We start from the raw sequence: 21,749 nt of genomic DNA, 5'->3' as shown, positions 1-21,749 counted from the left end.
AACCTTAGCTTGTCAAACGACAGTCAGACAGCCCTGTGAGAGAGCTTCGGGCAGACTGTCATACCCGGAAAATACACCGTCTGCTGGATCCATCAACAATAAAAAAGCGCCCTCATCACTGGGGGCGCTTTTAATCAGACGGGCTGTGCGGCGATTAACGCAGCAGAGACAGCATGGTCTGTGGCACCTGGTTAGCCTGTGCCAGTACAGAAGAACCGGCCTGCTGCAGGATCTGCGCACGGGACATGTTTGACACCTCGGTCGCGTAGTCCGCATCCTGAATACGGCTGCGGGCAGCGGTCAGGTTGGTCACGGTGTTGTTCAGGTTGCTGATGGTGGACTCAAAACGGTTCTGAGACGCACCCAGCAGGCTGCGCTGGTTGTCAACGGCTTTGATCGCCTTGTCAATGTCGGCCAGCGGTGTGGTACCTGCTGCGGTACCGCCGGTACCGCCGGTTACTGCGCCTTTCAGCACGTCGAAACCGATAGCTGAAGTGGTACGGGCGTTGCCGTTAACGGTCTGACCGGTTGTTGAGCTGGTGTTCTGAGTGGTGCCAGACTGGCCCGCTGCTGCCAGGTCAAAACCGTCGCTTGAGCTGATGGTGATACCGATGGTTTCGCCGTCTTTTGCGCCAACCTGGAAGTTATAAGTGGTGCTGCCTGAACCGGTGTTCAGAACTTTGATGCCGTTGAAATCGGTCTGCTTGGTGACGCGGTCGATTTCCTGCATACGCTGGTTAACTTCAGCCTGGATTGAGTCGATGTCAGATGCTGAGTTAGAGCTGTTCTGCGCCTGAACGGTCAGGTCACGTACACGCTGCAGGTTGTTGTTCACTTCAGTCAGGGCGCCTTCAGCCGTCTGCGACAGAGAGATACCGTCGTTGGCGTTACGGGCTGCAACGGTCAGGCCGTTGATGTTAGAGCTGAAGCGGTTAGCGATAGCTTCGCCGGCTGCATCGTCTTTTGCGCTGTTGATACGCAGGCCAGAAGACAGGCGCTCAATTGCAGTACCCAGAGAAGACTGTGACTTGCTCAGGTTGTTCTGGGTAACCAGCGACAGGGTGTTAGTGTTAATCACTGCCATGATGTTTTTCCTTTAAAAAATTGAGCCATATTAGGCGTCTGAATTCGGCTAGCTTACCGACAACCTGATTATCGTCAGCCCTCGTTCAACCTTTAGAAAAAAAATTCAGTAATTTTTCGCCAGCCAAATCCGGGAAGACAATTAAAGAAAGGGGTTTTATTCAGCCATCAATTTTTTCAGAAACAGGCTAATCTTTTGCCACTCGCTGCCGATACCCATTTCACTTAACGTAAACTCGTAAAGGATTAAAGCATGGCAAGTGTAAGTTCACTCGGTGCTGGTACGAACCTCGACCTGAATACTCTCTACAGCAGCCTGGAATCCGCTGAGCAGACTAAACTGACGCCTATTACTAAGCAGCAGGCGTCCTATAACGCTCAGCTTACCGCCTGGGGCGTGGTGAAAACCGGCCTGTCAAAATTGCAGACCGCGGCGGCGGCATTGCAAAATGCCTCGACGATTGCGGCTACGAAAGTCACCAGCACGAATACCGCTTTCACTGCCACGCTGGCGAGCAAAGCCTCAGCGGGTAACTATTCTATTGAGGTTACTCAACTCGCCTCGTCGCAATCGCTGCTGTCAAAATCAGCCAGCAGTAAAGATACCGACTTAGGTGATCAGAGCCTGGCATCTCGTACCATTACGATTTCCCAGTCTGGGCAGAAATCGCCGCTCACGGTAACACTGAGCAAAGATCAAACCAGCCTGTCTGATATTCGCGATGCGATTAATAAACAGCAAGGCAGCGTAAACGCCAGTATTATTAAAGCAGACGATAATACCTATTATCTGTCTCTGACTGCACGCGACAGTGGCACAGCGAATGCGATGACGGTCAGTACGGACGACGGCACGCTGTCCCAGTATATTAATTACAGTTCGGGTGGCAGCAGCAACGCGATGACCGAACAGGTTGCCGCTAAAGATGCGCAGTTAAAAATTAACGGCGTGTCCATCACCCGCAGCAGCAATACCGTCACGGACGCGCCTGAAGGTGTCACGCTCAACCTGACGAAAACCACCGCTGCAAATACACCGGAAACGCTGACCGTCGCCACAGACAATCAGCCAATGACAGCGGCAATCCAGGCTTACGTGGATGCCTACAATTCCCTGCAAACTACCATCGGTAACCAGACGAAATACACGGCGGTGAAAGCAGGTGAGTCGCAAAGTTCCGGTAACGGCGATCTGTTGGGTGATAATACCTTACGTAACATCCAGACCAGCCTGCGCAGTCAACTGTCCAGCGCACAAGCCAGCGGAAACCTGACCAGTCTGTCACAACTGGGGATCACGCAGGACGTTAACGGCAAGCTGACTGTGGACAGCACCAAACTGGACAAAGCCCTGACCAATCAACCGACAGATGTCCTGAACTTTCTGACGGGTGACGGTAAAACAACCGGGTTTGCCACACAGGCAAATAACAAACTGACGCAGATACTGGCCAGTGACGGACAGGTACAAAATGCCACTAACGGCATTAATACCTCACTGAAAAAACTGTCCGATCAGTACGACGAAGTAAACAGCCAGATTGCGGCGACCATGGCGCGTTACAAAACACAGTTTACCAGTCTGTCTACCCTGGTCAGCTCCATGACCCAGACCGGTAACTATTTGACCCAGCAGTTCGCCAAACTATAACAGGAGTGGTAAGCATGTACGCTAAGTCCGGTATTCAGGCCTATGCGCAGGTAGGTGTGGAAAGCGCCGTATTAAGCGCCAGCCCACATCAGCTGGTCGTGCTGCTTTTTGATGGCGCCCTGAGCGCCATGAAAAAAGCTGCCATTTTAATTGAGCAAGGCGATATTCCCGGTAAAGGTAACGCCTTATCTAAGGCCATTAATATCATTACTAACGGGCTGCGCGCAGGCCTGAACCATGAGGTTGGCGGTGAAATTTCCGCTAATCTCGACGATCTGTATGAATATATGACCCGTCGTCTGTTACAGGCTAACCTGAACAACGACCTTGAGGCCATTACGGAAGTCGAAGGCTTGCTCAATAATATTGCGGATGCGTGGAAACAGATTGGCCCTAATTACCAGCCACAGCAGGATACCTTTTAATGAGTCATCCACTCGAGCTGCTAAAAGGATATCAACACTTACTCACGCTCAGTAATGCCATGCTGGAAAATGCCCGGCAGGGACAATGGGATGAGTTGCTTAGTTGCGAATCAACTTACGTTAGTAGCGTCGAGCGTGTTGCGCGTGATAACGATGCCAGTGCGCTGTCCGCATTACAGCGGGCACAAATTCGCCCGGTACTTGAGCAAATTCTGAAGAATGAAACCACGCTGAAGACGTTGCTGGGTGAACGTATGAGCGAACTGCGCTCGCTGGTCACGACCTCAACGCAGCAACACAACATTGTCTCTTCTTACGGCAAGATGGCGGGTAATATCCTTTACCCAAAAGACCAGTAAAGGCCGACTTATGCGGGTAAACACTCTTTTTTTAGTTTACCCGCGTAATTTCTTCACTCTTATCCCATACTTCCAGTTCCCTCTCCTCTGACTGGACGTTTGTCATGCACAACCCAACCCTTTTGCAGTTTTTCCACTGGTATTATCCCGATGGCAGCACGCTGTGGCCGGAAGTCGCAGAAAAAGCGGCCCTGCTTAATGACATCGGCATCAACATGGTCTGGCTGCCCCCTTGCTATAAAGGCGAGTCCGGTGGTTACTCGGTGGGTTATGACAGCTACGATCTCTTCGATTTAGGCGAGTTTGAGCAAAAAGGCAGCGTCGCCACCAAATATGGTGATAAGCAGCAGTTGCTGGCTGCCGTCAATGCGCTGCGCAGCCACAACATTGGCGTGCTGCTGGATGTGGTTCTCAACCATAAAATGGGCGCGGACGAGAAAGAACAGGTGAGCGTAAATCGCGTTAACCCGGATAATCGTGATGAAATTTATCCCGAGGTCGTGGAATGCGAAGCCTGGACAAAGTTTACGTTTCCGGCTCGGGCAGGCGAATACTCGACATTCATCTGGGATCATAAGTGTTTTAGCGGGGTCGACCATATTGAAAATCCCGATGAAAACGGCGTGTTCAAAATTATCAACGATTACACCGCTGAAGGCTGGAACGACCAGGTGGATAACGAGTTAGGTAACTTTGATTATCTGATGGGCGCCAATGTTGATTTCCGCAATAAGGCGGTGAGCGAAGAACTCAAATACTGGGCGCGCTGGGTCATGGAGCAGGTCCCCTGCACCGGCTTTCGTCTGGACGCGGTAAAACATATCCCGGCCTGGTTTTACAAAGACTGGATCGAACATATTCAGGACGTCGCTAACGAACCGCTGTTTATTGTGGCGGAATACTGGTCCTTTGAAACCGAAAAGTTGCAGGAATATATCAATCAGGTGGAAGGCAAAACGCTGCTGTTTGACGCCCCGCTGCATATGAATTTTCATCAGGCGTCTAAAGCCGGCAGCGATTATGACCTGAGCAAAATTTTTGATAACTCGTTGGTATTAGCCGACCCGTGGCATGCCGTGACTATCGTGGCCAACCACGACACACAGCCGCTGCAGTCTCTGGAAGCGCCCGTTGAAGCCTGGTTTAAGCCGCTGGCTTATGCGCTGATTCTGTTGCGCGAGCAAGGCGTTCCGACCATTTTTTATCCGGACCTGTTCGGTGCCCACTATGAGGATGAAGGCGGAGACGGTGAAATGCATCAGGTCGATATGCCGGTCATTCCTGAACTCGAAGGGCTGATTCGTGCCCGTCAGCAATTTGGCTGGGGCGCGCAAACCGATTACTTCGACCATCCTAACTGCGTCGCGTTCAGCCGCAGCGGAACCGCTGAAAAGCCGGGCTGTATTGTGATCATGTCGAATGGCGAAGCGGGGGAAAAACAGATTTCAATGGGAGAAGGATATGCCGGGAAAGTATGGTATGACTATCTGGGACATCAATCCGATACCGTTACGACGGACGACGCCGGCAGCGCCGTGTTTCGCTGTAATGCAGGCAGCGTGAGTGTCTGGGTTGTTGAGGCATAAAACCACAGGTCCGCTGCTTTTTCTGGCGCGGTAACAGCCTGCGCATCAGCGCAAAGCGGTCTCGTGGACCGCTTTGCGTCATTTATTTGTTCAGAACCGGACGCATAATCTCAGGTTCGATATTCTGAATCACATCCACACCGGGATGTTGGGCCGCTTCCTGTAAAGCTTTCTGGCATTCCACCGTGGGTCGATCGACCTTACGCAACGTAAGCCCGTCGTAATCCAGCTCACCGCCATCCAGATCCAGTGTCATGATGCGTAACTGACGCGTAACATTGACATAATCGCCATTCAGCTGCGTCAATTTGCCTGGCTTCGCAATGACCCGTTGCCACTGCCGGCAATCCAGCGTACTGCCGTCCGCGTTGATAATCAGACTCCCAATCGCCTTGTCGCTAATCAGGTTACTCTGCGGCCCAACCGTCTGCCAGTTGCCTTGTAAATTTGCCGGGGCCGGCGTTTGCACCGCACTTTGATAACTGTTTATTTGTGCGCAGCCACTCAGCGCCAGTGTGGCAATCAGCATCCAGTTTTTCATCTTTGATCCCTAAATCCGGTTAATGGCGGCTACGTTATAATTTTTACTGCCAGATGTGCAAGATATCTGAGGGATGAAATCAACGTAAAGCGCGCTTTTCCTGGATTCATCACGCACCGGGTGATGTTTATTCCCTTCCCTGCCCGCTTTTATCGCTGTGAATGAACCTGTCCACTCCGGCCTGACAAGGGAGGCACAACAGGCTACACTGTCGCCCTGCATTACATCTCAGAGATTTGTCATGAAAACTCCAGAAGCTTATTATGCCCAGGCACGCCAAATGTTCTTCACTGCCCATGCCGATTTTCAGGCCGCACTCGATGAACTGACCGAACAGGATGCCCGTGCCGCCAATATGTCCCTGCGTGAATTGCGCGAGTGGCACGCCGAACGCATTTATGCCGCCTTTTTACGCCAGAAAAATCTTGATGGTATGATTTTTTCGATTCAACTGGCAGAGCCGGATAAAGCCGTCGCCGCCGAAGCCATCGAAGCCTATCTCCGATCGCATGCCGAATCTCTGGGAATGAGTTGGGAAGAATTTTGTATTAAGAACGAGCTCTAGCTATACCTCAGCTGTGCGGACAGGAAGAATAACGGCGATGGCGTTGCGCAGCGTCGTGACAACAAACGGTTAATGCCCCTGATACGGCCTCGCTGGCGGCAGAAAACCCCTCTGCCGCCAGCGTTAGCCATCACTCTTCTTGTTCGAGCTTTCCCCTCACCTCAACATACTTAGCCACGGCCAGTAATCGGTTGAGGTGCGTGAGCAACAGATCAATATCAGACTGCATGAACTCTGATGAGGAACGCGATGCCGTGACAATGGCATCCTGCACCGTCTCAGAAATCGTTAACGCATTATCTTGTTTCGCCTGGACTAATAAAGCGGCAACCAGCAATGACTGCGCTTCGACCTGAGCAGTCAGTTCCTTTGCATCGACATCCATTTTTGCCAGTTTAAGCAGAATATCAATAACCAATTGTCGCATTGCACTTCTCCCGGTGAGTGAGCGCATATATCGTTAAGAGCGCCCTCAGAGTAAACCAGATAAAAATGCTTTTCTACGCGGGACCTAAAAAACGGATTCATGCAAACATCAGCTTGATACTGTTTTTATTTACAGTAAAATGGCAACGCGATTTTGCCCTGAAGGGATGGTTATTATGTTTGTAGAGTTAATTTACGATAAGCGTAATGTCGCGGGCCTGCCAGGGGCGCGCGACATGATATTGGCAGAGCTTGAAAAGCGTGTGCATCGTGTTTTTCCTGACATCGAGGTCAAGGTGAAACCGATGGAACGTAACGCGATAGAAACCGACCTCAGCAAGAATGATAAAGCCACTGTCGCGCGTCTGGTGGAAGAAATGTTTGATGAAGCCGAGTTTTGGCTGGTGGCGGATTAATCCGTTAATCGCCACCCCTCAGTTAGCGGGAGATACCTTAACTCTCCTGCTCACTGTGGTTGATTTCAATTTCAATATCCTGAATGGCTTTCTCCAGATCTTCCAGCAACGTTCCCTGCTTATTCAGTAATGCGTCAATACGGGCCGCATTCCCTTCATCCTTGTATTCACCGGCATCAAAGGCTAACCAATGGGCGGAAAGCGTCTCAGTATTCGTTTGCGCATAGTGGCGCATTTCTTTCAACTGGGATGCCACGTCACGCAGATAATCGGTTTTGCTTTTGGTTTCGATTGAATCACTCATGCTGTGTTTCCTTTTGGTTGTTTTTCCAATGAAAATATCGCCTGGAGATTTAAAGGTAGGACAATATAGCGGTTTTGCATTAGGAATAATCGGAAGTCACTTTTACAGGACATGGCTTCTCGCCGTGGTCAGGCGGAAAACGGCAGTGTCATACCCCGTCCTTACGTGATGATAAATATACTGACGGGTCTCCGCTCACAGCTTTGTTGTGCTGGTCTAGACTTAGAGGACGACAAAGAGGAGCAAACGATGCACAACCAAAGTAACGATAAACGTAAACATGAAGGCGATGTCAGCAAAGGATTACCCGAAGCCGCACCTAATGCGGGAAATGCCTACGAGGAAGATGATCATCCCGCAAACGATGCACCGAAAGATCACGGTGAAGTGCCCAGAAAAAATGATGACAGTCAGGATGATAAAAAGGATCCTTTCAAAGCATCATGACATCTCACCGTCTGCCCACTTAACCGGGGCAGACGGTGATCTGCCCCATGCTTTGAAGCCGGTGCAGCCATTATTTTAAGGCCAGCAGGATGAGAAGCCATGCCTCCCTGCTCGTTAACCCAGCTGGCCTGGCATGTGGGCTGCTCGCCTGGCAACGGTCAGGGACGGGCGGGCAACAGGCTTTGGCCCTTTATTCACACGGATCGCAGGCGCAGAAAACCGCCGGATACGGGAGCCGGCCCCCTCTGCACATGATCAGGCTTGCTGATTTAAATAATCGACCAGCATCTCAAGATTAATCCGGTGAGGGCCGTCTGGATAAAAAACATCCTGCGCCGGTCGATGGGCATCGAATAACGGTTGCAGATTCACATCCCGATCCAGCAACTGAATCGTCCCCTCAGTCAGTTTGTAAGAAATCACTGTGCAGGAACCTTCCGGGATTTTATCTATAAAATCTGACTTCCGGTTTTCCGAATAGACTTCATATTTAATCTGCTCACCACTTTTTGAGGTCGTGAGAAGTGTTTGAATTAAGTATCTCATGTTGATATATCCGTGAGCAGAATGAATGCTGACATTAATATCAGGCGACAGATTTAAACAGTTAAATATTTTAATTAGATTAGAAGAGGAATATTTCCGTTTGATGTGTAACCGGGGCTGCAAGCCGCGTGGTGCCTGTTACGCTGCTGTCGCAACCCGCGTCGCCGTTAAGGTAAACAGGTTTTGCTGGCTTACGAATACATACCAGATTACATCTTTTGCTTTCAGTATTTCATTTTTTACTTCCCACCTTCAGGGATATTTTTAGTTATTAAGCTAACTAATTTTGCTTTTAAAAGTCGTAGAAAAATTACAACATTAGAAATGATATTTTTTGACGCAGGAACCGTGCTGAAAATACTTTAGCGGATGGCGTCATGAAGCCGTAACCGGCACAGCGAAAATGTCATAGTGAACGCCTGCACGGAAGCGAAGGATAAAGATGCAGGATATATTTTCTTTCGGCAAGAAAAGGAGAATAAACACCGACAGGTAGATGTCTGAAGTAAAGGGATGATGAGGCAGGTTGTGGTGCGATAATCGCGTCTCAGACGCGGCCCTGACAGGCCCAACTCGGCTACCGCGCGCGGCTGGCATGGCCTGAACGCATCAGGAAAGGTTATCAGGTGTACGATTGCATCGTTGAACACGTATAAAGCAACAAGAAGGCGCTTTTGGTAAAGCCACATTCTGTGTCGCTCTTGTCCCAACTCAACGTCGCCAGGCATATACCTGATAATAAAGACCCGTTTTCCCGACTACACCTGCATGTTCATGATGTCGGTATAGGCCGAAACCAGCTTGTTCCTGACCTGAATCCCCATCTGCATGGAGATAGACGATTTTTGCAGATCGACCATCACATCGTTTAAAGCGACACCGGGTTTCCCCATTTCGAACGCCTGCGCCTGGCTACGGGCGGTGGTCTGGGTTTCGCTGATTTTGTCCAGAGCGGCCTTCATGGTCGCGCCAAAATCGATATGGCTGTTGACCTCATCGCTTTTGTTATTGGCCTGAAGCGAGGTCATCTGTAACTGCTGTAAAACACCGTCGATTGCCTGAATTGACATGGTTGCTACCTCATTAAAAAAGATGAAGATTTTTGACGTGGGGAGAAGTTAACACATTGTCAATAAGACAAAGCCGCTAAATGACGCTAAAAACCGTGGCTTATTCACCCATCGAATTTTGCGTTTCATCAAATAATGCCAGGCATTGAAGTAGAAATTTTATTTAAGCAGGTCAGGGAGTCTGTTTTGCCATCACAACTAACCCGGTCAATTACGTCAGGCAGGAATCGGTCATGAATGCGAGTGCAGCCGCCACACAAAATGAAGAAACGAAAGGCTTTGGTGACCTTCTCGCTCGCCTGCGTGCCAATCCACGTATTCCGTTAATCGTCGCAGCCGCAGCCGCTATCGCTGTGGTTTTTGCGTTGGTGCTCTGGGCCAAAACACCGAACTACAGCGTATTGTTCAGCAACCTGTCCAATGAGGACGGGGGTGCCATTGTCACGCAGTTGACGCAAATGAATGTCCCTTATCGTTTCGCGGATAACGGCGGTGCATTAATGGTGCCGGAAGATAAGGTGCATGAGCTGCGCCTGCGTCTGGCTGAACAGGGCCTGCCTAAAGGTGGCAACGTCGGTTTTGAACTGCTGGATAAAGAAAAGTTCGGTATCAGCCAGTTCAGCGAGCAGGTGAACTACCAGCGCGCACTGGAAGGCGAGCTGGCACGTACTATCGAATCTCTGGGGCCGGTGAAAACGGCGCGCGTCCATCTGGCGATGCCTAAACCAACCCTGTTCGTACGTGAGCAAAAAGCGCCCTCCGCGTCTGTGACGTTAACTCTGCAGCCGGGCCGTGCGCTGGATGAAGGTCAGATTCAGGCCATCACGCACATGGTTTCCAGCAGCGTGGCCGGTTTACCGCCGGGGAACGTGACCGTAGTCGATCAGAGCGGTCATCTGTTAACCCGTTCTGACGCAGTAGGCCGTGATCTGAACGATGCACAGCTGAAATATGCCGCCGAAGTCGAAGCGCGTTACCAGCAACGTATCGAAGCGATCCTTAACCCGATTCTGGGCCAGGGCAATGTCCATGCGCAGGTGACGGCACAGATTAACTTCGATACCAGTGAACAGACGGATGAGAAGTACCAGCCGAACGGCGATCCGAAAAACGCGTCTATTCGCTCTCAGCAGACCAGCACCAGCGAGCAGACGGGCAGCCCTTATCCGGGCGGCGTACCGGGCGCACTGTCTAACCAGCCTGCGCCAGCCAATACGGCCCCGATCAATACGGCCAATAACAATGCGGCCAATGGCCAGAATGCCAATGGTCAGAACAATGCGGCCAATGGTCAACGGACCAGCACAGCCTCTACCAGCAGTGTACCGACCAACTCGCGCCGTGATGATACGGTGAACTATGAGCTGGATCGTACCATTCGTCATACCAAGATGAATGTGGGTGACGTGCAGCGCCTGTCTGTTGCCGTGGTGGTGAACTATCGCGAAGACGATAAAGGCAAAGCGATTGCGCTGAATGAGCAGCAGCTGAAGCAGATTGAAGACCTGACGCGCGAAGCCATGGGCTATTCACAGACACGTGGCGACACTGTCAACGTGGTGAACTCGCAGTTTAATACCACCGAGCCTGTATCAACTGAACTGCCCTTCTGGCAACAGCAGTCGTTCTTTGATCAGCTGATTAATGCAGGTAAATGGCTGTTGGTTGCGCTGGTGGCGTTCATCCTGTATCGCAAAATGGTGCGTCCGCATGTTCTGCGTAAGAAAGCCGCAGAGCAGGCCGCTGCAGAAGCTCAGGCTGCCCGTGCTGCTCAGCAGAACGATCAGGAAGCTTACAGCGTCCAGCTCAGCAAAGATGAACTTGAGCAGGAACGTAAATCTAATAACCGCATGAGCGCTGAAGTCATGAGCCAGCGTATCCGCGACATGTCTGAAAACGATCCGCGCGTTGTTGCGCTGGTGATTCGCGAATGGATGAGTAACGAACTATGAGTCTGACCGGTACTGAAAAAAGCGCCATTCTGATGATGACCATTGGTGAAGAACGCGCGGCGGAAGTCTTTAAGCACCTGAACCAGCGTGAGGTTCAGCATCTGAGTGCCGCGATGGCCAGCATGCGTCAGGTCTCGCATAAGCAACTGACCGAAGTGCTGCGTGAGTTTGAAGGCGATGCCGAGCAGTTCGCGGCACTGAGCCTCAACTCGAACGATTACCTGCGCTCCGTGCTGACCCGGGCGTTGGGTGAAGAGCGTGCGTCAAGCCTGCTGGAAGATATCCTTGAAACCCGCGATACCACCAGTGGTATGGAAACGCTCAACTTCATGGAACCGCAGGCCGCAGCCGATCTGATTCGCGACGAGCATCCACAGATCATCGCGACTATCCTGGTCCACCTGAAACGGGGTCAGGCTGCCGATATTCTGGCCTTGTTTGATGAGCGCCTGCGTCATGACGTCATGCTGCGTATTGCTACCTTCGGTGGTGTGCAGCCGGCAGCGCTGGCAGAACTGACCGAAGTCCTGAACAGCCTGCTCGACGGTACCAACCTCAAGCGTGCGAAGATGGGCGGCGTGAGAACAGCGGCCGAAATTATCAACCTGATGAAAACGCAGCAGGAAGAAGCGGTTATCGAAGCGGTACGCGACTTCGATGGCGAACTGGCACAGAAAATTATCGACGAGATGTTCCTGTTCGAAAACCTGGTGGAAGTGGACGACCGCAGTATCCAGCGTCTGTTGCAGGAAGTGGAATCCGAGCAGTTGCTGATCGCCCTGAAAGGTGCCGAGCAGCCGCTGCGCGAGAAGTTCCTCAAAAACATGTCAGCCCGTGCGGCCGATATCCTGCGCGACGATCTGGCCAACCGTGGTCCGGTACGTATGTCTGCAGTAGAGAACGAACAGAAAGCGATCCTGCTGGTGGTGCGTCGTCTGGCAGAGTCCGGCGAGATGGTAATCGGTGGCGGCGAGGAAACCTATGTCTGATGCATTTTCCGCCCGCCCCTGGCAACTGTGGCAGCCTGTAGAACTGGGGCGTCCTGAAGAGCCCGCGACGATTCAGGCTGAACCCGAAATCGAATTCTTCGAATCAGAAGAAGACGAACAGCAACAGCAGTTTGAGCAGATGCAGCAGCAGTTGCGTAAAGAAGCCCACGGTCAAGGCTACAGCGAAGGCCATCAGCAGGGGTTTAATGAAGGTCAGAAAGCCGGCTATGACGCGGGCTTTCAGCAAGGCCTTGCTGATGCGCAGCAACAGCAGGCTCCCTTACAGGCGCGAATGCAGCAGCTGGTGACGGAATTTCAAAATACGCTGGAATCGCTGGACAGCGTCATTGCTGCCCGCCTGATGCAGCTGGCTCTGGAAGCTGCGCGTTCGGTGATTGGTCAGGCCACCACGGTGGATGGCAGTGCGTTGCTGCGCCAGATTCAGGGCTTACTGCAGCAGGAGCCCATGTTTAGCGGTAAGCCGCAGCTTCGGGTGCATCCTGATGACCTGCTGAGGATTGAACAAACACTGGGGCCAACGCTTGATCTGCACGGCTGGCGTTTACTGGCTGACAATACACTGCACCCCGGCGGCTGCAAGCTCAGTGCCGAAGACGGCGATCTTGACGCGAGCGTGGCAACCCGCTGGCAGGAACTGTGCCGTCTTGCCGCACCTGGAGAGTTTTAATGACCACTCGTCTGAACCGCTGGCTGGGCTCGCTTGATGCCTTCGAAAGTCGTATTGCGCAGGTGCAACCTGTTCGTCGCTATGGACGGCTGACGCGTGCCACCGGCCTGGTTCTCGAAGCAACCGGCCTGCAGTTGCCGCTCGGTTCGACCTGTGTGATTGAACGTAATGACGGTAAAACGATTAGCGAAATTGAAAGCGAAGTCGTGGGCTTCAACGGTCAGAAACTGTTGATGATGCCGCTGGAAGAAGTGGACGGCATCCTGCCCGGCGCGCGCGTTTATGCCCGTACCACCGGCGATAACCCTCATTCAGGTAAACAGCTGCTGCTGGGGCCACAGCTGTTAGGCCGGGTGCTTGATGGCAGCGGCCGCCCACTGGATGGCTTGCCTTCCCCGGAAACGGGCTACCGTGCCCCATTGAACACACCGCCGTTTAACCCTTTACAGCGCACCCCCATTACCGATGTGCTGGACACCGGCGTTCGGGCGATTAACGCCCTGCTCACCGTTGGCCGGGGACAACGTATGGGCTTGTTCGCCGGATCAGGCGTGGGTAAAAGTGTGCTGCTCGGCATGATGGCGCGCTATACCCAGGCCGATGTGATCGTGGTGGGCTTAATCGGTGAACGTGGCCGTGAAGTTAAAGACTTTATTGAAAACATCTTAGGTGCTGAAGGCCGCGCCCGTTCGGTCGTCATCGCCGCGCCGGCAGATGTCTCACCGCTACTGCGTCTGCAGGGTGCCGCTTACGCCACGCGCATTGCGGAAGATTTCCGCGATCGCGGTAAACATGTTTTATTAATCATGGATTCGCTGACACGTTATGCCATGGCGCAACGTGAAATCGCGCTGGCGATTGGTGAGCCGCCGGCCACCAAAGGTTATCCACCTTCCGTATTTGCCAAACTGCCCGCCCTGGTTGAACGCGCGGGTAACGGCATCGATGGCGGCGGCTCGATCACGGCGTTTTATACCGTGCTGACCGAAGGCGACGATCAGCAGGACCCGATTGCTGACTCTGCGCGTGCCATCCTTGACGGCCACATTGTGCTGTCACGTCGTCTGGCCGAAGCCGGCCATTATCCGGCGATTGATATTGAAGCCTCAATCAGTCGTGCCATGACGTCACTGATTGATGAAAACCATTATGCACGCGTGCGCCAGTTCAAACAGTTGCTCTCGAGTTTCCAGCGCAACCGGGATCTGGTCAGCGTCGGTGCCTATGCCGCCGGTAGCGATCCGATGCTGGACAAAGCCATTCAGCTTTATCCGCAGATGGAAGCCTTCCTGCAACAAGGCATTTTTGAGCGCAGTGAGTACGACGATGCCTGCCTGCATTTACATGCATTGTTCGGTTAATTCGCGCGTTTGATATGAGGACATCGTAATGAAAACAGTCAATGCCATTGACACTTTGCGTGACCTGGCGGAACAGGATCTTGAACGCGCCGCCGTGCTGTTAGGCGATATGCGGCGTGGCCAGCAGGCTGCAAACGAGCAGCTCAGTATGTTGCTTGACTATCAGGATGAATACCGCAACAAGCTGAACAGCGACATGTCCAGCGGTATTGCCAGCAACCGCTGGACGAACTATCACCAGTTCATTCAGACGCTGGAAAAAGCCATTGAGCAACACCGCAGTCAGTTGCAGCAATGGAATCAACGACTTGAACAGGCACTGGTTAACTGGCGTGAAAAACAACAACGCCTCAATGCCTATCAGACGCTGATTACCCGGGCAGAAGAAAATGCATTACGACAAGAAAACCGTCTCGACCAGAAACGGATGGATGAATTTGCCCAACGGGCTGCACTGAGGAAAGGCGAATGATTACGCTGCCAAACATTGCGTTGACAACGAAAACAACCGGCACCGCTGAAACATCGGGGACTACCGATCTGCTGAGCGGTGGCGAGGCGCTACCGAAGGACTTTATCACTACGCTGGGAAATCAGTTGCTTTCCCTGGCGAAACTGCACAGTAAAACCACGGTTGCAGCAGAAAAAAATAGCGTCGCTGATGACGACAGCAAGGTTGCCACGTCGTTGAATGCATTGATCTCTTCGCTGGAAAACCCGACTGCACTCAGTGCGCTGTTTAAACCGGAAAATATTAAAGCCGGTACAAAATCAGCCGATGATAAGGGTGACGCGAAAGAGGCCGCGCTGAACAGCAGCGATATGCAAAATATTCAGGCGCTGTTTGCCATGTTACCGGCAACCGGCTTGCAACAGGCCGTGAAAGACAGCACGACGACGCGTGACGTGGATATGCAACGCGATGCCGGACCGCGTTCGGCCTTATCGGCACTGACGCAGGCGGTGACCACGGCTCTGAGCGGTGATGACAAAGACGCGAAAAACAGCAAGGTGCAGGATGGCGGTCGCCTGGCCAGTAACGTTGACCAGGCCAGCCGTGGGGTAACGCCCGCAGCCACGACGCAAACCGCATCGACACCGGCACAGTTGACTACAGACGCCAGTTTTCAGCAGATACTGAGCAGCGTCAACAAGCAGGATGAGCGTCCGATAAACGCTGCAGCCAGCGATAATCAGACGATGATTGCCGCGCCGATTACCAGCGCCAGCAGCGTTATGCAACCCTTCACGGCCTCTGCGTCGATGAACACGCCGTCTACGCCGATGCTGAATGCCCACCTGGGTAGCAATGAATGGCAGCAGGCCCTGAGTCAACAAATTGTGATGTTCAGTCGTAACGGCCAGCAGAATGCGGAGTTACGCCTGCATCCAGAAGATCTCGGTGCGATCCAGATCAGCCTGAAACTGAATAACGATCAGGCACAGTTAAATATGGTTTCAGGTCACAGCCATGTCAGGGCTGCACTGGAAGCCGCGCTTCCTCAGCTGCGCACTGCGCTGGCTGAAAATGGTATTAACCTGGGTGAGAGTCAGGTCAGCAGTGACAGTTTCGCGCAAGGGCAAAGCTTCCAGCATCAGCAGGAGGCGCGTCGCGACGGACAGCACGGCAGCTTCTCTCTGACCCAGGACAGTGATAACGACATCACGCCGATTGCCGTACCGCAGGCTCTTCAGGCCCGGTTAAACGGTAAGGGCGCCGTCGACACCTTTGCCTGACAGCGACAAACGCTGAAGGTAAGCGTAAAACCCGTGTCTTTTCTTGCCATTGTTTGACTTAAGACACGCGATAATCTGTTCAGGTGAGCCGAGAGGCTCGCCCATAATTCACAGGAAGTAACTGCTAAAATGTCTGATAACGCGAAAGCTAAAGGTCGCAAACGTAAAATCCTGATTCCAGTGTTGCTGATCGTAACGCTGGCCGCTTGCAGCGTGGCAGGCTATGCAGTCTGGCGAATAATGAATAAACATGAGGGCGATAAGCCGGAGGTCGCGAAAGTTGAACCGCCTCCCGCCCCGGTCTTTTTTGCACTTGATACATTTACGGTTAACCTGGTCAATCCCGACAACGATCCAGACCGTGTACTGTACGTAGGGTTTACTCTGCGTCTGCCGGATGAAGAAACGCGTCGTCGGATGAGTGACTATCTGCCTGAGGTTCGCAGTCGTCTGTTACTGCTGCTTTCTCGCCAGAGCGCTGCTGCGCTGGCGACAGAGCAAGGAAAGCAAGCGCTTGTTGAGCAAATCAAACAGGCGCTGGCACCACCGCTGGTGAAAGGTCAACCTCCGCAGGTCGTAGACGACGTACTGTTTACCGCCTTCATTTTGAGGTGAATCAATGGGCGACAGCATTCTCTCCCAGGCTGAAATTGACGCGCTATTAAACGGCGACAGTGGCAGCGCGGAAGAAGAAAAGAAACAAAACGGGCCAGAGGGCGATATTCGCCCTTATGATCCCAATACCCAGCGCCGCGTGGTGCGCGAGCGTTTACAGGCGCTGGAAATTATTAACGAGCGTTTTGCCCGTCATTTCCGTATGGCGCTGTTTAACCTGCTGCGCCGTAGCCCGGATATCAGCGTGGGCGCGATCAAGATTCAGCCATACCATGAGTTTGCCCGCAACCTGCCGGTGCCAACGAACCTGAACCTGATCCACCTGAAGCCGCTGCGCGGCACGGCTCTGGTCGTGTTTTCACCGAGCCTTGTGTTTATTGCCGTTGATAACCTTTTTGGCGGAGATGGGCGTTTTCCGACTAAAGTAGAAGGACGTGAGTTCACGCATACCGAGCAACGCGTCATTCGTCGTATGCTGAAACTGGCGCTTGATGGCTACAGCGATGCGTGGAAAGCGATTTATCCTCTGGATGTCGAGTACGTCCGTTCGGAAATGCAGGTGAAGTTCACCAACATCACCACATCGCCTAACGATATCGTCGTCAACACGCCGTTCCAGGTCGAGATTGGCAACCTTGTCGGTGAGTTCAACATCTGTATTCCGTTTTCGATGATTGAACCTTTGCGTGAAATGCTGGTGAATCCGCCGCTGGAAAACTCGCGGTCAGAAGATACACACTGGCGGGACAATCTGGTGAAGCAGGTTCAGCATTCTGAACTGGAACTGATTGCCCATTTTGCTGAAACGTCGTTGCGTCTGTCACGCGTGTTGCAGCTGAAACCCGGCGATGTCCTGCCGATTGAAAAACCCGAGCGCATTATTGCCCACGTGGACGGTGTGCCTGTTTTAACCAGCCAGTACGGTACACTTAACGGTCAGTATGCGCTGCGTGTAGAACATTTGATTAACCCGATTTTGAATTCGCTTAACGAGGAACAGCCCCATGACTGACAGCAAGAAACCGTCCGATGACACCATCTCTGCGGACGATCTGTGGGCTGAAGCAATGAATGAGCAGGTGGGCTCTGGTGCCAGCACCTCACAAAGTGATGACGTTTTCAAATCGTTTGAAAGCAGCAACACTTCAGGCTCATTGCAGGATATTGACCTGATTATGGATATCCCGGTAAAACTGACTGTGGAACTGGGCCGCACCAAGATGACCATCAAAGAACTGCTGCGTCTGACACAGGGTTCTGTGGTCTCACTGGATGGTCTCGCAGGCGAGCCGCTGGATATCCTGATTAACGGTTACCTGATTGCGCAGGGTGAAGTCGTGGTCGTTAACGACAAATATGGTGTGCGTATCACCGACATCATTACGCCTTCAGAACGTATGCGCCGTCTGAGCCGTTAATATGAATAACCAGAATCATACTGTCCAACCGGCTACGCCGCAGACGCCCGCCATCTCAGCGGGCTCTGTACTGACTCAGGTAAGTGGTGTTCTGGTTGTTATTATCCTGTTGATTCTGGCATGCGCCTGGCTGGCCCGTCGTATGGGCTTTGCGCCGAAAAAAGTCGGCAGCCGTGAGCTGACGCTCACGGCCAGTGTCCAGGTCGGTCAGCGCGAGCGCGTCGTCATCGTTGATACGCCAGATGCCCGTCTGGTACTGGGCGTAACGGCACAGCAAATTACCCACCTGCATACGTTGCCACCGGGTTCACCCGATGTAGACACCGCGGAAAAGGCAGCACCGCAGGATTTTCGTCAGTTATTACAGAATCTGGTTAAACGTCCCGGAAAAAACCCATGATGCGTCGACTGCTCCCTCTTCTGCCGCTGCTGTTGCTGGCACCGGTTGCTCACGCCCAGTTACCAGGCCTGGTAAGCCAGCCATTAGCCAATGGTGGCCAGAGCTGGTCACTTCCGGTACAAACGCTGGTATTTATTACCTCATTGACGTTTCTGCCGGCCATTCTGTTAATGATGACCAGCTTCACCCGCATCATTATTGTTTTTGGTCTGCTGCGTAATGCGCTGGGCACGCCCTCTGCGCCGCCCAATCAGGTATTACTGGGCCTGACGCTCTTTTTAACTTTTTTTATTATGGCACCTACCTTTGATAAAATTTATCAGGATGCCTATCTGCCTTTCAGTCAGGATAAAATCAGTATGGATGTGGCCATTGATAAAGGCGCACAACCCCTGCGTGAATTTATGCTGCGTCAAACGCGTGAAGCTGATTTAGCGTTATTTGCCCGTCTGGCAAATACGCCTCCGATTGTCGGGCCGGAAGCCGTGCCGATGCGTATTTTATTGCCTGCTTATGTGACCAGTGAATTAAAGACCGCCTTCCAGATTGGATTTACCGTCTTTATTCCTTTTTTAATTATTGACCTTGTCGTGGCCAGCGTATTAATGGCGCTGGGTATGATGATGGTGCCGCCGGCAACCATCGCCCTGCCCTTTAAATTAATGTTATTTGTTCTGGTAGATGGCTGGCAGTTGCTGGTTGGATCGCTGGCACAAAGTTTCTATTCCTGATCTTGTGAGTGGCACAGGAGATATTCATGACACCTGAATCGGTAATGGTAATGGGCCAGGAGGCGATGCGCGTCGCGTTGCTGCTGGCCGCTCCGATGCTGCTGGCCGCCCTGGTCAGCGGTTTACTGGTGAGCTTGCTACAGGCAGCGACCCAGATTAATGAACAAACGCTGTCTTTCATTCCTAAGATTATTGCGGTGGCGGCCACGGGCGTCGTTGCCGGTCCCTGGATGTTAAACGTCTTGCTGGATTATATCCGCACCGTTTTTTCTAACCTGCCCTATATCATCGGCTGATGATTACGCTCGACAGCAGCCAGCTTGTTCACTGGATAAGCCAGTTTTTCTGGCCGATGGTGCGCATTCTGGCGCTGATTGCGACAGCGCCGGTATTGAGTGAGCGCGCCATCAGCAAACGGGTGAAAATCGGCCTGGCGGCCATGATCACCTGGCTGCTGGTCCCGCTGTTACCGCCGGTGAACGTCACCCTGTTTTCGCCGGCCGGTTTCATGCTGCTGATTCAGCAAATGCTGATTGGTATCGCCATTGGTTTTACGATGCAGTTTGCCTTTGCAGCTGTCCGGGCGGCCGGTGAACTGATTGGTTTGCAAATGGGTCTGTCATTTGCGACGTTTTTTGATCCCGCCAGTCGGCTTAATATGCCGGTCCTTGCGCGTTTTCTCGACATGCTGGCCATGTTACTGTTTTTATCCTTCAACGGTCATTTGTGGCTTATCTCACTGTTGGCGGACAGTTTTCATACACTTCCTGTAGGTGGAACACCACTTGAAGCTAATGCTTTTATGGCGCTGGCAAAATCAGGCGGCATGATTTTCCTTAATGGCATGATGTTAGCGTTACCCTTGATCGTTCTGCTACTCACACTAAACATGGTCCTGGGTTTGTTAAACCGTCTTTCACCACAGTTATCAATCTTCGCGATCGGCTTCCCGATTACCTTATCAGTCGGCATTTTGACGATCAGCCTGCTGATGCCCCTTCTCGCCCCGTTCTGTGAGCACCTGTTCGGCGAAATATTTGATCTTCTGGCCCAGTTCCTCACCGAACTGTCCCCCTCCTGAACATTAAGTATCTAACTATTTTTCCTTTTCCATACTTAAGAAATTCACAACTATCCGGGCATTTTTCAAACCATATTTTCCAGAAATCAACTAAGGATATTCTGATAAATGTGCGATAAGTCTTAAAATAATTCTTATTAAACCGCGCATCGCGTATTTTAGTCGGGCGGTACACAGAGTCATCGACAGGGTTGTTTTGGTGATAAAATCGGCAATGCATTGAAATTAAACAAGAAAAAATATTGTGTGATTTTTCTTGTCAGAAAATGTTTTTTCCGGCATTGTCAACTCACTCTTCAACCTTACACTTTCGTGAAACAAATGTTTTTAAGACTTGTCCTATCAGAAAACTCTGGGTTTTCAGCGATAGTGACATTGCTCCCAAAAACGGTGTTTCGCGCCGGTACGACTTTACATCAATACCCGATGTGGATTCGACGCCAGGTGTGGGGCCAGAGTAAGAAAAAATTTTGCAGAACGGGTCAAGGAAGAAGACTTTTACGGGCGTTTGCCCGTTGCCACGCTGCATCAGCAGAATAAAAAAAAGCGCTTTGGAAATCTTCTCGTACCGCAACGCGTAATTCATCGTTGATTTAAACGGATAACAAATTGGTGAGGGTCGCTAACATGCCAACGATTATTATGGATTCCTGCAACTACACACGCCTGGGATTATCGGACTATATGTCTTCTAAAGGAGTGAAGAAGAAAAATATTACTTCTGTCTCCGATATTGAGCAATTACAGCAAAGATGTGAGCAGTTGAAACCAGGTGTTGTGTTTATTAATGAAGACTGTTTCATTCACGAAACCGACTCTAGCGAGCGCATTCGCAGCATTATTAATCAGCATCCCGAAACACTGTTTTTTATTTTTATGGCCATCAGTAATATTCATTTTGAAGAATATCTGTATGTCCGAAAAAATTTAATTATTACGTCGAAAGCCATTAAACCTTCAACGCTGGATTCTCTCCTTAGCACGTATTTGCAAAAGAAACTTAACATGTCTCCGCGTATTTCCTCAGGGCTGGACGTTCACCCTCTGACGTTGAGCCAGACTGAGTCAAATATGCTGAAAATGTGGATGTCGGGTCATGATACCATTCAGATATCCGACAAAATGCAAATTAAAGCGAAGACGGTCTCTTCCCATAAAGGAAACATTAAGCGGAAAATTAAAACGCACAACAAGCAGGTTATTTACCATGTCGTGCGCTTAACCGATAACGTGACCTCTGGTATTTACGTTAACGTAAGATAGTTTGCCGCCTCACAGAACTGGCCCAAAAGGCCGGTTTTTTTTAGTGATTAGCGATCAAGATCTCAATTTTCAGCATAAACCTTTTCCTGCTCCTG

General features: G+C 51.6%; 27 protein-coding genes. 21 read left to right on the top strand and 6 right to left on the bottom strand.

Translation table 11 applies throughout. The features are described 5' to 3' along the window. Positions 1–154 precede the first annotated feature (154 nt). Positions 155–1,084, bottom strand: a complete 930-nt coding sequence (locus GC087_RS10160; RefSeq protein ID WP_006119482.1) for a flagellin N-terminal helical domain-containing protein — start codon at positions 1,082–1,084, stop codon at positions 155–157. Between the two features lie 252 nt (positions 1,085–1,336). On the opposite strand from GC087_RS10160, the gene fliD reads away from it, so the two are divergent. The 4 genes from fliD to amyA all read left to right on the top strand — a co-directional run bounded on the left by fliD (position 1,337) and on the right by amyA (position 5,104). Then, positions 1,337–2,734 carry a flagellar filament capping protein FliD gene (gene fliD, locus GC087_RS10155; protein WP_033742060.1) on the top strand — a complete coding sequence of 466 codons (1,398 nt, stop codon included), beginning with the start codon at positions 1,337–1,339 and terminating at the stop codon, positions 2,732–2,734. A gap of 14 nt (positions 2,735–2,748) precedes the next feature. After that, positions 2,749–3,159: a flagellar export chaperone FliS gene (gene fliS / locus GC087_RS10150; protein WP_033742062.1), complete on the top strand. Its 411-nt coding sequence runs from the start codon at positions 2,749–2,751 to the stop codon at positions 3,157–3,159. After that, positions 3,159–3,518, top strand: a complete 360-nt coding sequence (gene fliT, locus GC087_RS10145; RefSeq protein ID WP_033742064.1) for a flagellar protein FliT — start codon at positions 3,159–3,161, stop codon at positions 3,516–3,518. Before fliS ends, fliT begins: the two co-directional genes overlap by 1 nt. 104 nt (positions 3,519–3,622) lie before the next feature. Beyond that, positions 3,623–5,104 carry an alpha-amylase gene (gene amyA / locus GC087_RS10140; protein ID WP_033742066.1) on the top strand — a complete coding sequence of 494 codons (1,482 nt, stop codon included), beginning with the start codon at positions 3,623–3,625 and terminating at the stop codon, positions 5,102–5,104. 82 nt (positions 5,105–5,186) lie between these two features. Here amyA and yedD read toward each other — a convergent pair whose 3' ends face one another. Next, positions 5,187–5,645 (bottom strand): lipoprotein YedD, encoded by a 459-nt coding sequence (yedD, locus tag GC087_RS10135; protein ID WP_006119487.1) that lies wholly within the window; start codon positions 5,643–5,645, stop codon positions 5,187–5,189. 241 nt (positions 5,646–5,886) lie between these two features. On the opposite strand from yedD, the gene GC087_RS10130 reads away from it, so the two are divergent. After that, on the top strand, positions 5,887–6,210 hold the full coding sequence (locus tag GC087_RS10130; RefSeq protein WP_006119488.1) for a DUF6388 family protein: 324 nt from the start codon (positions 5,887–5,889) through the stop codon (positions 6,208–6,210). 130 nt (positions 6,211–6,340) lie between these two features. Here the strand turns inward: GC087_RS10130 and iraP are convergent, their stop codons facing one another. Next, positions 6,341–6,637: an anti-adapter protein IraP gene (iraP, locus tag GC087_RS10125; RefSeq protein WP_006119490.1), complete on the bottom strand. Its 297-nt coding sequence runs from the start codon at positions 6,635–6,637 to the stop codon at positions 6,341–6,343. Between the two features lie 175 nt (positions 6,638–6,812). Here iraP and GC087_RS10120 point away from each other — a divergent pair, with 175 nt between their 5' ends. Further along, a complete protein-coding gene (locus tag GC087_RS10120) occupies positions 6,813–7,052 on the top strand; it encodes a DinI-like family protein (protein WP_033742070.1) in 240 nt (79 codons plus the stop codon). Between the two features lie 37 nt (positions 7,053–7,089). Here GC087_RS10120 and GC087_RS10115 read toward each other — a convergent pair whose 3' ends face one another. Beyond that, positions 7,090–7,356, bottom strand: a complete 267-nt coding sequence (locus GC087_RS10115) for a hypothetical protein (RefSeq protein ID WP_006119493.1) — start codon at positions 7,354–7,356, stop codon at positions 7,090–7,092. A 249-nt stretch (positions 7,357–7,605) separates the two neighbouring features. Here GC087_RS10115 and GC087_RS10110 point away from each other — a divergent pair, with 249 nt between their 5' ends. Further along, the gene (locus tag GC087_RS10110; protein ID WP_006119494.1) at positions 7,606–7,803 is read left to right on the top strand and encodes a hypothetical protein; all 198 of its coding nucleotides are present in this window, start codon (positions 7,606–7,608) and stop codon (positions 7,801–7,803) included. Positions 7,804–8,058: 255 nt separating this feature from the next. Here GC087_RS10110 and GC087_RS10105 read toward each other — a convergent pair whose 3' ends face one another. Both GC087_RS10105 and fliE read right to left on the bottom strand, forming a co-directional pair. Beyond that, positions 8,059–8,349: a hypothetical protein gene (locus GC087_RS10105; RefSeq protein WP_324030481.1), complete on the bottom strand. Its 291-nt coding sequence runs from the start codon at positions 8,347–8,349 to the stop codon at positions 8,059–8,061. A 758-nt stretch (positions 8,350–9,107) separates the two neighbouring features. After that, positions 9,108–9,419 carry a flagellar hook-basal body complex protein FliE gene (gene fliE, locus GC087_RS10100; protein WP_006119561.1) on the bottom strand — a complete coding sequence of 104 codons (312 nt, stop codon included), beginning with the start codon at positions 9,417–9,419 and terminating at the stop codon, positions 9,108–9,110. A 233-nt stretch (positions 9,420–9,652) separates the two neighbouring features. On the opposite strand from fliE, the gene fliF reads away from it, so the two are divergent. From fliF to rcsA, 14 genes are all read left to right on the top strand, one after another. After that, entirely contained in the window at positions 9,653–11,371 is a 1,719-nt protein-coding gene (gene fliF / locus GC087_RS10095; RefSeq protein WP_033742074.1) for a flagellar basal-body MS-ring/collar protein FliF, read from the top strand. Further along, a complete protein-coding gene (gene fliG / locus GC087_RS10090; RefSeq protein ID WP_006119564.1) occupies positions 11,368–12,360 on the top strand; it encodes a flagellar motor switch protein FliG in 993 nt (330 codons plus the stop codon). The genes fliF and fliG overlap by 4 nt, the downstream gene beginning before the upstream one ends. Beyond that, positions 12,353–13,048, top strand: coding sequence for a flagellar assembly protein FliH (gene fliH / locus GC087_RS10085; RefSeq protein WP_033742075.1), 696 nt, complete (start codon positions 12,353–12,355; stop codon positions 13,046–13,048). Before fliG ends, fliH begins: the two co-directional genes overlap by 8 nt. Next, positions 13,048–14,409 (top strand): flagellar protein export ATPase FliI, encoded by a 1,362-nt coding sequence (gene fliI / locus GC087_RS10080; RefSeq protein WP_033742076.1) that lies wholly within the window; start codon positions 13,048–13,050, stop codon positions 14,407–14,409. Before fliH ends, fliI begins: the two co-directional genes overlap by 1 nt. Positions 14,410–14,437: 28 nt before the next feature. Beyond that, positions 14,438–14,881, top strand: a complete 444-nt coding sequence (fliJ, locus tag GC087_RS10075) for a flagellar export protein FliJ (RefSeq protein ID WP_033742078.1) — start codon at positions 14,438–14,440, stop codon at positions 14,879–14,881. Continuing rightward, positions 14,878–16,146 (top strand): flagellar hook-length control protein FliK, encoded by a 1,269-nt coding sequence (locus GC087_RS10070; RefSeq protein WP_033742080.1) that lies wholly within the window; start codon positions 14,878–14,880, stop codon positions 16,144–16,146. The genes fliJ and GC087_RS10070 overlap by 4 nt, the downstream gene beginning before the upstream one ends. A gap of 129 nt (positions 16,147–16,275) precedes the next feature. Next, a complete protein-coding gene (gene fliL / locus GC087_RS10065) occupies positions 16,276–16,761 on the top strand; it encodes a flagellar basal body-associated protein FliL (RefSeq protein WP_006119574.1) in 486 nt (161 codons plus the stop codon). Positions 16,762–16,765: 4 nt separating this feature from the next. Then, a complete protein-coding gene (fliM, locus tag GC087_RS10060; protein WP_006119575.1) occupies positions 16,766–17,773 on the top strand; it encodes a flagellar motor switch protein FliM in 1,008 nt (335 codons plus the stop codon). Further along, complete coding sequence (fliN, locus tag GC087_RS10055; protein ID WP_006119577.1) at positions 17,766–18,179, top strand: flagellar motor switch protein FliN; 414 nt, start codon at positions 17,766–17,768, stop codon at positions 18,177–18,179. Before fliM ends, fliN begins: the two co-directional genes overlap by 8 nt. Position 18,180: 1 nt before the next feature. After that, positions 18,181–18,579 carry a flagellar biosynthetic protein FliO gene (fliO, locus tag GC087_RS10050; RefSeq protein ID WP_033742082.1) on the top strand — a complete coding sequence of 133 codons (399 nt, stop codon included), beginning with the start codon at positions 18,181–18,183 and terminating at the stop codon, positions 18,577–18,579. Beyond that, positions 18,579–19,310, top strand: coding sequence for a flagellar type III secretion system pore protein FliP (gene fliP / locus GC087_RS10045; RefSeq protein WP_033742230.1), 732 nt, complete (start codon positions 18,579–18,581; stop codon positions 19,308–19,310). The genes fliO and fliP overlap by 1 nt, the downstream gene beginning before the upstream one ends. A 26-nt stretch (positions 19,311–19,336) precedes the next feature. Further along, a complete protein-coding gene (gene fliQ, locus GC087_RS10040) occupies positions 19,337–19,606 on the top strand; it encodes a flagellar biosynthesis protein FliQ (protein ID WP_033742083.1) in 270 nt (89 codons plus the stop codon). Continuing rightward, positions 19,606–20,391, top strand: a complete 786-nt coding sequence (gene fliR / locus GC087_RS10035; RefSeq protein ID WP_006119583.1) for a flagellar biosynthetic protein FliR — start codon at positions 19,606–19,608, stop codon at positions 20,389–20,391. Before fliQ ends, fliR begins: the two co-directional genes overlap by 1 nt. A gap of 627 nt (positions 20,392–21,018) precedes the next feature. After that, a complete protein-coding gene (gene rcsA, locus GC087_RS10030; RefSeq protein ID WP_006119584.1) occupies positions 21,019–21,654 on the top strand; it encodes a transcriptional regulator RcsA in 636 nt (211 codons plus the stop codon). Positions 21,655–21,749 lie beyond the last annotated feature (95 nt).

This window comes from Pantoea sp. JZ2, assembly GCF_035191405.1.
GTDB classification, from domain to species: Bacteria; Pseudomonadota; Gammaproteobacteria; order Enterobacterales; family Enterobacteriaceae; genus Pantoea; species Pantoea stewartii.
Note: the sequence above shows the minus strand (reverse complement) of the source record. Positions and strands in the feature narration are given on the sequence as shown.